The sequence below is a fragment of the Mycobacterium gastri genome (assembly GCF_002102175.1).
In the GTDB taxonomy this organism is placed as follows: Bacteria; Actinomycetota; Actinomycetes; order Mycobacteriales; family Mycobacteriaceae; genus Mycobacterium; species Mycobacterium gastri.
Genome location: NZ_LQOX01000055.1, coordinates 224538 through 238130 on the forward strand (window position 1 = coordinate 224538; position 13593 = coordinate 238130).

Below are 13593 nucleotides of genomic sequence, written 5' to 3' on the forward strand. Positions count from 1 at the left end.
TGTTAGAGGTTCGGGCGGGGCCGGACCCCGATCAGCCGCCAGCCGCCCGGTAGTGCGACTCGGCGGCCGCGGGCAGATGAGCATCGTTTCCGCAAACTTCCGGCCGTTCGCGCCATTCCAGGGCAACATCGACCCGGGTCATCCCTAGACTCGACCGCACATCACGACGAGAGGCACACCGGCATGGACGCGTCAAGCATGGAAACGCAACCCGGCGAGAACAAGCTGACGCTCGCCCAGTGGATGACCGTGCTCGCCATGGGGCTGGGGTTTGCTGTCACCGGTGCCGACCCAACCATCTTCTCCAGCAATCTCGTGCTGGTGCGGGAGGGGCTGCATATGTCCACCGCTGCCGCTGGGTTCGCCGCCAGTCTGGCTACTCTCACCCTGGCCGCGGCCATACTCGGCGCAGGCACCCTCGGCGACGTCTACGGCAAACGCCGGATGTATCTGCTGGGCCTGATCGGCGCCATCATCTTCGGCTTGCTGGCCGCAGCATCGCCCAACGCGGTGATGCTGATGGTCGCCCGCGCTCTGACCGGTGTCTTCTTCGCCTTCCTGCTGGGTCTCTCGCTGGCGATCATCAACGCCGTGTTCCCGGCTGAGCAACGGTCCAAGGCGATCAGCCTCTTCCTCGGGACCGCATTCTTGGTGGGCGCCCCATTACCGCTGATCGGCAACATCCTGGTCGAGTCGCTCGGGTGGCGCTGGGCGTTGGTCGTGGCCCCCGCCGTAGCGTTGCTCACTATCCCTATCACCGTTCGGTTCGTCCCCGAGACGTTCCGGATCAGCGACCGCCGAATCGACTATCCCGGTATTGCCGCCGCCGGCGTCATGCTGGTCAGTGTTGTCTACGGCCTGTCCCGGCTGGCTCACGGCCCGGTCGCTGCCGCACCGCCATTGCTGATCGGGCTGGCTGCCGGAGCCTTTTTCGTGTGGTGGGAGTTGCGGACCGACCATCCGGCCCTGGATCTGCGGATCTTCCGGGCCGGCCCGTTCAACGCCGCCGTCATCGCCGGGCTGGCGTTCAATTTCCTGTCCGCCGGGCTCATCCTCATCCTGAGCTACTACGCCACCGTGGTCCGCGGATATTCGCTCACCGTGCTGGGCGTGTTGTTGGTGCTGGGCGCCGCCGTGCAGGCGCCCGCGGCCGTTGCGGCCGGCCGGATGATGGCCCGGACCTCGGAGCGGGCCACCATCCTGTTTGGTCTGGGACTGCTCACCGTGGCCGCCGGCGTATTCGCCACCTTCGGCATGGGCACATCTGTCGTCGTGATCGGAGTGGGAATAGTGGTCCTGACTGCAGGCCTGGGTCTCATCGAGCCCCCGCAGGCCAGTGTCATGATGAGTTTTGCCCCACCGGGTTTGGAGGGCTCGGTGGCCGCGGTCAAACCCGGCGTCGGCCAGTCCGCTTACTCACTCGGGCCCACCATGGTCACCCTGGTGGCCATGACTTTCTACACGGCACGAGCCCAGGAACGGTTCGCTGGCACCGGCGTCTCTCCCACTCAGGCCGCCAAAGCATTGGAGGCCACTCGTTCGTACGGCGGGGGCAACTTGGGCGGCGTCGCCGTCCTTGATCCGGAGTCAGCCCGTAGTCTCATGGCGACCACTCAAGAGGTCGTGGTTTCCGCGTTGCGTACCACCAGCCTGTTGATGGCATTGGTGCCGTTAACCGCCGCGGTGGCCGTGTGGCTACTGCTGCCTCGCCGGCTACCTCTTGAGCGGGCTGGCTGACAGTCATCGCGATGGCCCGATGGCTGCGCAGCGTGGGGCGCGGGTCGGTGACGATCGGCTTCCAGCCCTAAAAAAACCGCCGATAACAATTATTGCCAATGTGCACTATAGTCTGCCTCGCTTACCAAACTGGCGAGTCGCACGCTGATGTAAAGGAGTTTCGGTGAGTCACGCGGTCGCGTCTGTCCTTGCATCGGCGGCTGCCTTGTCATCGTCGTCCGGTCATCCCGGGGGCGATCCGCAAGTCCGTCAGCGACCGGAAAGCGGGCCATGGCCAACCATTGTCAGCCCATCACGAGGCGTGTCTGAGGGGTACCACGTGACAACCTTTGTCAACGATTCCGCTCCGAAATTCGAACGGACGCGCAATGGATACGATCCGGCTGCCGTCAACCAGTACGTCGCCGAACTGATGGTTCAGCGGCAGGCGCAACACTACGAGACCGAGAGACTCAGGGTGGAAATTGCCGCACTGCGGGACGAGAACGCGGTGCTGCGGGATACCTCGCCGTCGGCGCCGGCGGTCACCGACCGGTTGGCGAAAATGCTCCGGTTCGCTGTCGACGAGGTATTTCAGATGCAGTCCGAGGCGCGAGCCGAGGCGTCGGCGCTGATCGCCGCGGCCAAGAATGACGCCGAAGCGGCTCGCGTGACCAAGAGGGACATGCTGGCCCAGATGGAGGCGCGGCAAAGAGCGCTCGATCTCGAGCATGCCGAGGTGGTGCGCCGCGCTCGAGAAGAAGCCGACGAGCTTAGGGCACAAGCTGTCCGAGAGATCGATCAGATGCGCATTGCCGATACCAGGCGCCGCGAGAAGGCGGAACAGCAACTCGATGCCGAACTGATCAGGCTTCGCTCCGACGCCCAATTCCAGATCGATGATCAGTTGCGAACTACGCAGCAGGAGTGCGACAAACGGCTCAATGATGCCAAGACCGAAGCCGAACGGCGTGTCCGCCTTGCCGACGAGCAGGTCGAGCAGCGCATGGCCGAGGCGCGGCGTATGTTGGACGACGTCAATCAACGAAGGCTCGGTGTGCTCGAGCAGCTGGCGCGAATACACGGCAAACTCGAGGACGTCCCCGCGATCCTGGAGTCGGCCCGATGCGCCGAAACCAACATGCTTCAGTCCATGAGGGGCGTGTTCTCGGAGCTGAGAGCCATCTGATGCTCACGGCGGGCTAAAAGCCTTAGCGCCAAGAGGATTCAGTTCAGCGCGGGACCGCATGCGCAGTTGTTGCGGTAGTGTCCGGCGCGCCGAAGCCCCACCGACGACGCGTGGGCGGTCTTCGCACGCGATTGATCACAGACTGGTCACAGGCAAATCTCAATTGGCCCTTGCGCTTACGGCCGTCGCGCCCTACTGTGACTTGCGTAATACAACTGTTGTACGCAGCAACTCTCTTGTGTGGCAATGCCGCAAAGGTTGACGGTGAGTAAACCCGGCCATCGGACTGGGTCACAGTTTGTCGGTTGACGTCCGCCACCGAAAGCGCTGTTGCCTCGTGCGACATGTTGCGGCAGTTCGTCGTTGTTGGTTCCTTACCCGAGGAGCAGTCCATGGCAGCCAGACGAAGACACTGACCGGCTTCATCTTTTCACTTGGCTTGCGCTGCATTATGAATGGCGCCCAGCGCGCTTGGTGGCGGACTGATTTCCAAGCGGCGCGACGAGGGCTTGCGCCGTATTCAAACCCCGGCAATCAGCCAGTGATAATGCATGACTGGCTAGTGCCTGAGGTGCGCCGGAAGACAACTCTTCTAACGAATTATCCTGCGAGAGGACATATCACAATGGACAGAGCATGGATCATCGATTCGGCCATCGACACGATCGACGGATTCGAGGCGTTGCTTGGAATCGGACTGCCCGTTTCCGGAGAGGTCTTCAACACCAGTTCGTCATGGTTCACCCGGAGCGCTCAGGATCAGGCGTCGGCCGCTCCGGGCGACCGCTGGATGGGCGCCGCCGCAGAGGCCTACTCCGCCAAGAACCAGCTGCAAAAAACCCGGGAAGAAATCTTGGCGGACCTGGATTACATCACCGGGACGCTGGTAACGGATCAAGCGGACGCGGTAAAGAAGACCCGTGATGTCCTGGCATTCGCAAGACGTGTTCTCGAGATCGCACGCCCGGTCGCCATCGTCATTTCCTACATACCCCTTGTTGGACAATGGCTTTCGGATGGGTTTCAGCTTCCGATCACTTCGCTGATGATGAGCATGGTTGCCGGTGCGCTCGCATATTTGGCGTACAAGACGGCCGAAGACACCGCCAAATTGATTGCCGCGCTGTGGAAATTGGTCGAGCTGCTGGAAGCCCTGATCGAGGAGGAAGTGATCGCCGTCGTGTCGGACATCGAGTTCGATATACGGCAATTCATCTCGAAATTGGAGTCCGCCCTGTACGCGGCGTGGTCGGAGATCGCCAGCATATTTTCCGACATGGGCTTGGGAACCATGTTGTCCAGCTTGTCGTCGTTGTCGGGCATCGCTGGGATGTCGGGAAAGTCAGCCTCAACCGGGGGCGCGGCCGCCATGCCCGACCTCACCCACTTGTCGAACCTGGCTCAGGTGTCCGATCCGGTGCGCGGGCTCGGCGGTGCCGGCTTACCGGCGATGGGCCAGCTCGGCGGAGCGATGACTCAGATGCGGTCATTCCCAATGGAAGTGGGCCCTGCCGGCAGCATTGGCCAGGCCGGTAGCCCGGCGCCGACGGCCGGCGCGCAATCCTCGTCGGGTGCCCCGGGCTTGCCGGGATCCGTGCCACATGCTCCGACGCGCCGACCGCAGGGCGACGGCGGAAGCGGCGGGGCCTCGGGCGGATCGGATGCCGAGCGGGCTCCCGTCGACGGCCCGCCAGCGAGCGCCGAGAAGCCCGGGAAAGTGCCGATATTCGTCAATGCCCGGGTGGCACAACCGTAGCGAGCCAAGAGCCAAGGTGATAGCCAAACCGTCCACCAGAGAGGACCAGAGAGGACCAGAGAGGAGTAGTCATGGGTCATTTTCTGTATGTCGTGCCAGAGTTCCTGAGCGTGCTGGAGCGGATTCAAGGCAACGTGTCGGCCGATGTGAAATCCGCGGTCGACATGGTTAGCGGAATCAGTCAGTCGGTCTCGACCACCCACGGTTCGTTCTGCTCGCTGTTCAATCAGACCCTGGCAGGGTTCGAGACCATCCGCAGTGCCACGGGCGCGTGCGTGCAACAAGTCGACGGACAGCTGGCAGACAGTCTTCATAAGGCCGCCGGTGCTTATCTCGACACCGACGAAGGGGCGGCCAGCGTGCTGAGCAAGTTCTTTCGCTGATCGCCGCCCGGAATAGGGGCCGGCTGCGGCCCGGGTAGCGTCATCCGGGCCGCAGCCCCCCACCACCGCCGGCGGCGCCGTTCGCGACGGCGTGACCTTTGCCCCGCTCCGATGTGGAATGATGTCCACGCTGGTCAAGGCCAACTCAGGAGCACTCAGGAGCACCCAGGAGCAGTCGTGGATCTCAATTTGTCGATGGTCACACGCCCGGTCGAGCGTCTGGTGGCCACCGCCCAGAACGGGCTGGAAGTCCTGCGGCTGGGCGGCCTGGAGACCGGTAGCGTGCCGTCGCCGTCCCAGATCGTCGAGAGCGTGCCAATGTACAAGCTGCGACGGTACTTCCCGCCGGACACCCGGCCCGGACACGCGCCGGTAGGCCCGCCGGTGTTGATGGTGCACCCGATGATGATGTCGGCCGACATGTGGGACGTCACCCGCGAGGACGGCGCGGTGGGTATCCTGCACGCCGGCGGCCTGGATCCGTGGGTCATCGACTTCGGCTCGCCCGACAAGGTCGAGGGCGGTATGCGCCGCAACCTGGCCGACCACATCGTCGCACTCAGTCAGGCCATCGACACGGTGCATGACACCACCGGCCAGGACGTGCACATCGTCGGCTATTCGCAAGGCGGCATGTTCTGTTATCAGGCCGCGGCATACCGGCGTTCCAAGAACATCGCCAGCATCGTGGCGTTCGGCTCACCGGTGGACACCCTGGCCGCCTTGCCGATGGGTATTCCGGCCAACTTCGGTGCGGCCGCCGCCGGTTTCATGGCAGATCACGTCTTCAACCGGCTGGCCATCCCGAGCTGGATGGCACGCACCGGTTTCCAGATGATGGATCCGCTCAAGACGGCCAAGGCCCGCATCGACTTCCTGCGCCAGCTTCATGACCGCGAGGCCCTGCTGCCGCGGGAACAACAGCGCCGATTCCTCGAATCCGAAGGCTGGATCGCCTGGTCCGGTCCCGCGATCTCAGAACTGCTCAAGCAGTTCATCGCCCACAATCGAATGATGACCGGTGGTTTCGCCATCAGCGGCCAAATGGTGACGCTCACCGACATCACTTGCCCGATACTGGCGTTCGTCGGCGAGGTCGACGACATCGGCCAGCCGGCTTCGGTGCGCGGCATCCGGCGTGCCGCACCCAACACTGACGTCTACGAATGCCTCATCCGCACCGGCCATTTCGGTCTGGTCGTCGGATCCAGGGCGGCGCACCAGAGCTGGCCCACCGTCGCCCACTGGGTGCGCTGGATCTCCAGCGACGGTGACAAGCCGGCCAATATCAGCTTGATGGTCGAGCAGCCGGCCGAACACACCGACAGCGGAGTCGCATTCAGCTCGCGGATCGCGCACGGGATCGGAGAAGTGTCCGAGGCGGCCCTGGCCATGGCCCGCGGCGCTGCCGGGGCGGTGGTCGCCGCCAACAAGTCCATGCGCACCCTGGCCGTCGAAACCGTCCGCACGCTGCCGCGCCTGGCCCGACTGGGGCAACTCAACGACCACACCCGGATTTCGCTGGGCCGGATCATCGACGAACAGGCCCACGACGCCCCGCAAGGCGAATTCCTGCTGTTCGACGATCGTGTGCACACCTACGAGGCCGTGAATCGCCGCATCAACAACGTGGTCCGTGGCCTGATCGACGTCGGGGTGCGCCAGGGTGACCGGGTGGGCGTGCTGATGGAGACCCGGCCCAGCGCGCTGGTCGCAATCGCGGCGCTCTCGCGGTTGGGGGCGATAGTGGTGTTGATGCGCCAAGACGTCGACCTGGCTGCACAGCTGCGGCTCGGGGGAGCGACCGAGATCATCACCGATCCCACGAACCTCGGCGCGGCACGCCAATTGCCCGGACAGGTGCTGGTGCTGGGCGGCGGCGAGTCCCGAGATCTGCATCTACCCCAAGACGCTGACGTGATCGACATGGAGAAGATTGACCCCGACGCCGTCCAATTGCCCGCCTGGTACCGGCAAAACCCAGGCCTGGCAAGGGATTTGGCGTTCATGGCGTTCAGCGCGGTCGGCGGCGAGCTGGTCGCCAAGCAGATCACCAACTACCGCTGGGCGGTGTCGGCCTTCGGCACCGCATCGACGGCCGCCCTGGACCGCCGAGACACGGTCTACTGCCTGACGCCGCTGCACCACGAATCCGCGCTGCTGGTCAGCTTGGGTGGTGCGGTGGTGGGCGGCACTCGCATCGCGCTGTCGCGCGGACTGTGTGCCGACCGGTTCGTCGCCGAGATACGCCGCTACGGCGTCACCGTCGTGTCCTACACCTGGGCCATGCTGCGCGATGTGGTCGACGATCCGGCGTTTGCCCTGCATGGCAACCATCCGGTGCGGTTGTTCATCGGCTCGGGTATGCCGACCGGATTGTGGGCGCGGGTCGTCGACACGTTCGCTCCGGCACATGTTGTTGAGTTCTTTGCCACCACCGACGGACAGGCGGTGCTGGCCAACGTGTCCGGCGTCAAGATCGGCAGCAAGGGCCGCCCGTTGCCCGGCGCCGGACGGGTCGAGCTCGGCGCCTACGACGCCGAACACGACCTGATCCTGGAAAACGAACGCGGGTTCGTCCAGGTTGCCGAGGTCAACCAGGTCGGAGTGCTGCTGGCGCACGCCAGCGGACCCATCGACCCGACCGCGTCGATCAAGCGGGGCGTCTTCGCCCCCGCCGACACCTGGATCTCCACCGAATACCTGTTCTACCGCGACGCGGACGGGGACTACTGGCTGGCGGGCCGGCGCGGTTCGGTGGTGCGCACCGCGCGGGGAATGGTGTATGCCGAGCCGGTCACCGATGCGCTGGGCTGCATCAACGGCGTCGACCTCGCGGTCACCTACGATGTCTCGGCCAACGGCCATCAGCTCGCGGTCGCCGCGGTGACATTGCGACCGGGAGCGACCATCACCGCGGCCGACCTGACCGATGCCGTCGCGGGCATGCCGGTCGGACTGGGTCCCGACATCGTCCACGTGGTGCCGAAGCTGTCGCTCAGCGCCACCTACCGGCCCACCGTCAGCGCGCTGCGGGCCGCCGGAATTCCCAAGCCCGGCCGCCAGGCATGGTATTTCGACCCTGCGTCCGGCGAGTTTCGCAAGCTGACCCCGGCGGCGCGCACCGAGTTGGGCGGCGAGAAATCCGTCGATGATTGACGACAAGCTGCTGAACATCCTGGTGTGTCCGGTTGACCAGGGTCCGCTGCTGCTCGTCTCCAGCCCGGACGGCCCGGTGCTCTACAACCCGCGGCTGCGGCGCGCCTACCGCATCGAGGACGGCATCCCCGTCCTGTTGGTTGACCAGGCCCGCGACGTCGGCGACGACGAGCACGCCCGCTTCACGGCGCCAGGTCATCCGGCAGATCCCCGGTGAGGTAGCGCTGCAGATTCGGCGCGATCGTCGCAACGATCTGCTCGGCCGGCAGCGACGCGAAAGGCTCCACCTTGACGATGTAGCGCGCCATCGCTACACCGATCACCTGGGAGGCGACGAACTGGGCGCGGATCCGCCCGGTCCCGGGGGGATCGTCGACGCGTGAACCCAACTCCTTGGTGACCACCTCCTCGAAGAAGGACCGCACGAAAGTGACGTCGGTGCCCGATAACAGCGATCGCACCGTCGCGATCAACCGTGGGCCCAGTTCGGAATCCCACAGCGCAAGCAGCGCGGTCGGCAGTTTCACACCGAGGTCTTCGACGGGCGTTTCCCGCATCGGCGCGATGATGTCCATCGGATCCACCGGTATGTGAATGGCGGCGGCGAAAAGCTGTTGTTTGGTTCCGAAGTAGTGATGAACCAAGGCGGCGTCCACCCCGGCTGCAGCGGCCACCGCTCGTATTGATGTTCGGTCAATACCGTTGTGCGCAAACAGTTCTCGCGCACATGCCAGGATGCGCTCGCGGGTGTCGGTGTTTCCGGCCGGCCGGCCGGGACGTCGGCGCCCTGCCACTACGGCGTCCGTCGCCGCAGCGTCACCGCGGCCAGACACAGCGAAGCGACCGCGAAAGCCAGCACGACCACAATGTCGCGCACCGTGGTGTAGGTCAGCTCGGAATGCGCACCCACCTGTTGCAGGGCCTCCAGGGCGTAACTGGCCGGCATCGCGTTGCTGATCCACTGCAGCCAGGCCGGCATCAGCGCCCGCGGGACGATGATGCCGGCCAGCAGCAGCTGCGGGACCATCACCAGCGGGATGAACTGCACGGCCTGAAACTCGGTGCGGGCGAACGCACTACACAGCAGGCCCAGGCCGACACCCAAGATGGCGTTCACGATCGCGATCACGAACACCCACGCCGGGCTGCCCGCGGTGTCGAAACCGAGGAACCAGAACGCCACAGTGCAGGCCACCGTGGCCTGGGCCACCGCGGCGATCGAAAACGCGGTCCCGTAGCCGGCGAGCAGATCAATCCGGCGCAGCGGGGTGGTCAAAATGCGCTCCAGCGTTCCCGAAGCCCGTTCCCGCTGCATGGTGATCGCCGTGATCACGAACATCACGAAAAGTGGGAAAAGGCCGAGCAGCACCAGGCAGGCGGTGGTGAACCCCGAGGGTGTGCCGGGGCGATGCGGGACCTTGTCGAACATGAAATACATCAGCGTGAGGACCAGCACGGGCACCAGCAGGATCATCGCGATGCTGCGGTGGTCGGCAGTCAGCTGACGCAGAATCCGCGCGGTGGTGGCCGTATAGTTCTGCAGGCTCAGCCGGCTGCGGGCGCGGTGGTGGTGCGTCGGATGATGGACAGGAACGCGTCCTCCAGTGATGTGCATCCCGTTTCCTTCCGTAGATTGTCCGGCGTGGTGTGGGCCAGCAGCCGCCCCTCGCGCATCAGCAGCAGATCGCCGCAGCGGTCGGCCTCGTCCATCACGTGGCTGGATACCACTAGCGTGGTGCCACGCCGCGCGAGTGCGGTGAACTGATCCCACAGCTCGACCCGCAGCACCGGGTCCAGGCCGATCGTCGGCTCGTCGAGCACCAGCAGATCCGGCCGGCCGACCAGGGCACAGGCCAGCGAAACGCGGGCCCGCTGGCCGCCGGAGAGGTTGGCGCAGCGCGCCGTCCGGTGGCTGCTCAGGTCCACCGCGTCGATCACCTCGTCGGCGGCTTGGCCGTCGACTCCGCAGAGCTCCGCGAAGTAGCGGACGTTGTCGATCACCCGCAGGTCGTTGTAGACGGTCGGGTCCTGAGGCATGTATCCGACACGGTGGCGCAACTGGGACGACCCGGCCGGCAGCCCCAGCACGCGCACCGAACCGGAGGTGACGATCTGCGAGCCGACGATGCAACGCATCAGCGTGGTCTTGCCCGAGCCGGACGGGCCCAGCAGACCGGTGATGGTGCCGCAGGCGACTCGCAGCGAAACATCTTGCACCGCTAGGCATTTGCCACGGATTACGGTCAAGCCTTCGATGACGACCGCCGGTTCCGCGCCGTCCCGAAGTAATTCATCACTCGATGAACTCATCATATGATGAATATCGACCTGTCGCCGGCGCTTGTCAAGAGGCACGGCACAATTTCTCCGGTGAGCGCTGAGCGACTACTGGTGGACCCGGTCGCTGCCGCGCATCGATTACTGGGCGCCACGCTCGCCGGACGGGGGGTCAGCGGCATTGTCGTCGAAGTCGAGGCCTACGGCGGGGTGCCCGACGGTCCCTGGCCGGACGCCGCGGCGCATTCCTACCGCGGACTCAGCGGCCGCAACGCGGTGATGTTCGGGCCGCCGGGCCGGCTCTACACCTACCGCAGCCACGGAATCCATGTCTGCGCCAACGTCTCGTGTGGCCCCGACGGCACGGCTGCCGCTGTTTTGCTGCGGGCCTGCGTCATCGAGGACGGCATCGATGTCGCCCGCTCCCGTCGCGGCCAACTGGTCCGTGCCGCCGCGCTGGCGCGCGGCCCGGGAAATCTCTGCTCAGCATTGGGAATCACCATGGCGGACAATGGGATTGACCTATTTGACCCGGCCAGTCCGGTAAGGCTGGAACTGGCCAATCCACCCACGGCGCTGTCCGGACCGCGGGTGGGTGTGAGCCAGGCCGCCGACCGGCCGTGGCGATTGTGGCTCGCGAGGCGACCGGAGGTGTCGGCTTATCGGCGCAGCCCCCGAGCGCCGGTCCCGGGCGCCAGCGACTAGTTTGAAAGACTTTCGACCATGATCCTTGACGAGTTGGCTTGGCGTGGGCTGATCGCGCAGTCCACCGACCTTGACGCGTTGGCCGCCGAATTGCGGCGCGGCCCGGTGACGGTATACGCCGGCTTCGACCCCACCGCGGCGAGCCTGCATGCCGGACATCTGGTGCCGCTGCTGGCGTTGCGCCGCTTCCAGCGGGCCGGCCATCGGCCCATCGTGCTGGCCGGCGGGGCCACCGGCATGATCGGGGATCCGCGCGACATCGGGGAGCGCACGCTCAACGACGCCGACACCGTCGCCGAATGGACCGACCGGATCCGCGGGCAGCTGGAACGCTTCGTCGATTTCTCGGATTCTGGGGACTCGCCGACGGGCGCCATCGTCGAGAACAACATCGACTGGACTGCCGCGATGTCGACCATCGAGTTCCTGCGCGATGTCGGCAAGCACTTCTCGGTCAACGTGATGCTGGACCGCGACACGATCCGGCGCCGTCTGGAAGGTGAGGGCATCTCCTACACCGAGTTCAGCTACATGCTGCTGCAGGCCAACGACTACGTCGAATTGCGCCGGCGTCACGGCTGTAGCCTGCAGATCGGTGGTTCGGATCAGTGGGGCAACATCATCGCCGGAGTGCGGCTGGTGCGCCAAAAGCTCGGTGCCACAGTGCATGCGCTCACCGTCCCGCTGGTGACCGCCGCTGACGGCACCAAGTTCGGCAAATCCACCGGCGGCGGCAGCTTGTGGCTGGACCCGCAGCTGACCAGTCCGTACGCCTGGTACCAGTACTTCGTGAACACCGCCGACGCGGACGTGATCCGCTATTTGCGGTGGTTTACGTTCCTGTCGGCCGACGAGTTGGCCGAATTGGAGCAGGCGACCGCCGAGCGCCCGCAGCAGCGGCTGGCCCAACGGCGGCTGGCCGCCGAGCTCACCTCGTTGGTGCACGGCGAGGCGGCCACCGCCGCCGTCGAGCACGCCAGCCGGGCGCTGTTCGGGCACGGCGAACTGGATCGGCTCGACGAGCCGACGCTGGCTGCCGCGCTGCGCGAAACCACCGTCGCCGAGCTCAAACCGGGCACTCCCGACGGGATCGTGGACCTGTTGGTGGCCACCGGCCTCTCGGACAGCAGGAAGGCCGCGCGGCGCACCGTCAACGAGGGCGGGGTGTCGGTCAACAACATTCGCGTCGAGACCGACGAATGGACGCCGCAGCCATCGGATTTCCTGCACGGCCGCTGGCTGGTGCTGCGCCGCGGCAAGCGGAATGTCGCCGGTGTCGAACGGGTCGGCTCTTAGGTTAGGTCGGATCTCGCAGCGGCTCTGGCCGTTGGCCTCATTGCGGTGTTGGCAACCGCGTTTTCTGTCCACCGTTAGTGCTAGTGCCCGCCTCGCTCGAAAATTAGTGGTGACCACGAATGCGGCTGGTCATCGATGTCCTCGTGCGCTTAGATGCCCGGCTGTGTTTTCGAAACGCCGATACCGCACCGTCGCTCAAACCGCTTGTGGTGGCAGGCGTTCGGGAGATGCCTCACGTGCTCACCGAATCGGCTGTGATGCCGCCGTATCGAGTGTGCGGTGACGGGTTCGACTGTGTATGTACGGCGGGAACCGCCACGATCCGCCGCCCTGACGGCACACTCGACGCCGCCAGCGCACACTCGAAGCCCTCAGTGCACAGTCGACGCCGCCAGCATCACTCGGCGCCGTCGGCCGCCGACCCAACCGCACCAGTACGCGATTTTCATCTCCCCACACCGGGGCGCAGCCCCACGACCGCTAATAGCGACAAATCCGTTGCGCTGCTGTGGTTGTCACGGATAGGTGGGGCATTTTGGGTACGGGTCTGTCTTGTGACTGGTGTGGTGGCCGCGGCGGTAGGCCCGGGTTGATGTTCGCTACCAGCGAAATGTGAAATCGGTTGTTCGGCAGTTGTTTTCTGTCCGGTTTTTGTCGGTGCTCGCCGATAGGTTAGGTGTCATGGATTGGCAGGCGATCACGGCGGCCTTTGACGGGTTGGATACGGCGCTGGATGTGGTGGCGGGCCTGAACTTTGACGCGCTGAGCACCGCGCAGTGGTTGACGCTGCTGGGGCGCTGCGAACAGGCGCGCCGACGCCTCCCGGTGCCCGAGCATCAGCTGATCAACCACCTGGCCCGCCAGGCCAGCGCCGAAGAGTTGGGCGGCAAGCTGGCGCATGCGATCGCCGAGTGGACGTTGATCAGCCGGGCCGAGGCCACCCGGCGCATCCATGCGGCCGCCGATCTGGGGCCGCGGCGCGGGTTGACCGGTGAGCCGATCGCCCCGGCGCTGGCCGCCACCGCCGCCGCGCAGCGCGACGGCGCCATCGGCGCCGAGCACATCGCGGTGATCCGCCGGTTTTGCCGGCAGCTGCCCGGCTGGGTCGACCA

The 13593-nt window shown here is 65.5% G+C and carries 12 protein-coding genes; 8 read left to right on the top strand and 4 right to left on the bottom strand.

Annotation, left to right across the window (positions count from 1 at the left end):
- Nucleotides 1-183 precede the first annotated feature (183 nt).
- Nucleotides 184-1737: an MFS transporter gene (locus AWC07_RS04680; RefSeq protein WP_084293641.1), complete on the top strand. Its 1554-nt coding sequence runs from the start codon at nucleotides 184-186 to the stop codon at nucleotides 1735-1737.
- A 292-nt stretch (nucleotides 1738-2029) separates the two neighbouring features.
- Here AWC07_RS04680 and AWC07_RS27415 read toward each other — a convergent pair whose 3' ends face one another.
- Complete coding sequence (locus tag AWC07_RS27415; protein ID WP_167380008.1) at nucleotides 2030-2800, bottom strand: hypothetical protein; 771 nt, start codon at nucleotides 2798-2800, stop codon at nucleotides 2030-2032.
- Nucleotides 2801-3530: 730 nt separating this feature from the next.
- Between AWC07_RS27415 and AWC07_RS04690 the strand changes: the two genes are divergently transcribed.
- From AWC07_RS04690 to AWC07_RS04705, 4 genes are all read left to right on the top strand, one after another.
- Nucleotides 3531-4661 (top strand): EspA/EspE family type VII secretion system effector, encoded by a 1131-nt coding sequence (locus AWC07_RS04690; protein ID WP_036410244.1) that lies wholly within the window; start codon nucleotides 3531-3533, stop codon nucleotides 4659-4661.
- A gap of 71 nt (nucleotides 4662-4732) precedes the next feature.
- Entirely contained in the window at nucleotides 4733-5044 is a 312-nt protein-coding gene (locus tag AWC07_RS04695) for an ESX-1 secretion-associated protein (protein WP_036410247.1), read from the top strand.
- A gap of 195 nt (nucleotides 5045-5239) precedes the next feature.
- Nucleotides 5240-8203: an acyl-CoA synthetase gene (locus AWC07_RS04700; RefSeq protein WP_244187488.1), complete on the top strand. Its 2964-nt coding sequence runs from the start codon at nucleotides 5240-5242 to the stop codon at nucleotides 8201-8203.
- Nucleotides 8196-8420, top strand: a complete 225-nt coding sequence (locus tag AWC07_RS04705) for a Trm112 family protein (RefSeq protein WP_036410251.1) — start codon at nucleotides 8196-8198, stop codon at nucleotides 8418-8420. Before AWC07_RS04700 ends, AWC07_RS04705 begins: the two co-directional genes overlap by 8 nt.
- Here the strand turns inward: AWC07_RS04705 and AWC07_RS04710 are convergent.
- The 3 genes from AWC07_RS04710 to AWC07_RS04720 are packed head-to-tail and all read right to left on the bottom strand — an operon-like array spanning nucleotide 8386 to nucleotide 10516.
- Nucleotides 8386-8997, bottom strand: a complete 612-nt coding sequence (locus AWC07_RS04710) for a TetR/AcrR family transcriptional regulator (RefSeq protein WP_036410257.1) — start codon at nucleotides 8995-8997, stop codon at nucleotides 8386-8388. The genes AWC07_RS04705 and AWC07_RS04710 overlap by 35 nt on opposite strands.
- Nucleotides 8997-9746 (bottom strand): ABC transporter permease, encoded by a 750-nt coding sequence (locus AWC07_RS04715; protein ID WP_208622360.1) that lies wholly within the window; start codon nucleotides 9744-9746, stop codon nucleotides 8997-8999. The genes AWC07_RS04710 and AWC07_RS04715 overlap by 1 nt, the downstream gene beginning before the upstream one ends.
- A 2-nt stretch (nucleotides 9747-9748) precedes the next feature.
- Nucleotides 9749-10516 (bottom strand): ABC transporter ATP-binding protein, encoded by a 768-nt coding sequence (locus AWC07_RS04720; protein WP_036419753.1) that lies wholly within the window; start codon nucleotides 10514-10516, stop codon nucleotides 9749-9751.
- A gap of 57 nt (nucleotides 10517-10573) precedes the next feature.
- On the opposite strand from AWC07_RS04720, the gene AWC07_RS04725 reads away from it, so the two are divergent.
- The 3 genes from AWC07_RS04725 to AWC07_RS04735 all read left to right on the top strand — a co-directional run.
- Entirely contained in the window at nucleotides 10574-11185 is a 612-nt protein-coding gene (locus AWC07_RS04725; protein ID WP_036419757.1) for a DNA-3-methyladenine glycosylase, read from the top strand.
- An 18-nt stretch (nucleotides 11186-11203) separates the two neighbouring features.
- Nucleotides 11204-12481 (top strand): tyrosine--tRNA ligase, encoded by a 1278-nt coding sequence (tyrS, locus tag AWC07_RS04730; protein ID WP_085104974.1) that lies wholly within the window; start codon nucleotides 11204-11206, stop codon nucleotides 12479-12481.
- 681 nt (nucleotides 12482-13162) lie between these two features.
- Nucleotides 13163-13593 (top strand): DUF222 domain-containing protein (locus AWC07_RS04735; RefSeq protein WP_139829529.1); only part of this gene is annotated, 431 nt, incomplete at its 3' end.

Bases quoted from the DNA above. Each gene is read 5' to 3' on its own strand.
- AWC07_RS04680 (WP_084293641.1), top strand. From the start codon at position 184: ATGGACGCGTCAAGCATGGAAACGCAACCCGGCGAGAACAAGCTGACG.
- AWC07_RS04690 (WP_036410244.1), top strand. From the start codon at position 3,531: ATGGACAGAGCATGGATCATCGATTCGGCCATCGACACGATCGACGGA.
- AWC07_RS04695 (WP_036410247.1), top strand. From the start codon at position 4,733: ATGGGTCATTTTCTGTATGTCGTGCCAGAGTTCCTGAGCGTGCTGGAG.
- AWC07_RS04700 (WP_244187488.1), top strand. From the start codon at position 5,240: ATGGTCACACGCCCGGTCGAGCGTCTGGTGGCCACCGCCCAGAACGGG.
- AWC07_RS04705 (WP_036410251.1), top strand. From the start codon at position 8,196: ATGATTGACGACAAGCTGCTGAACATCCTGGTGTGTCCGGTTGACCAG.
- AWC07_RS04720 (WP_036419753.1), bottom strand. From the start codon at position 10,516: ATGATGAGTTCATCGAGTGATGAATTACTTCGGGACGGCGCGGAACCG.
- tyrS (WP_085104974.1), top strand. From the start codon at position 11,204: ATGATCCTTGACGAGTTGGCTTGGCGTGGGCTGATCGCGCAGTCCACC.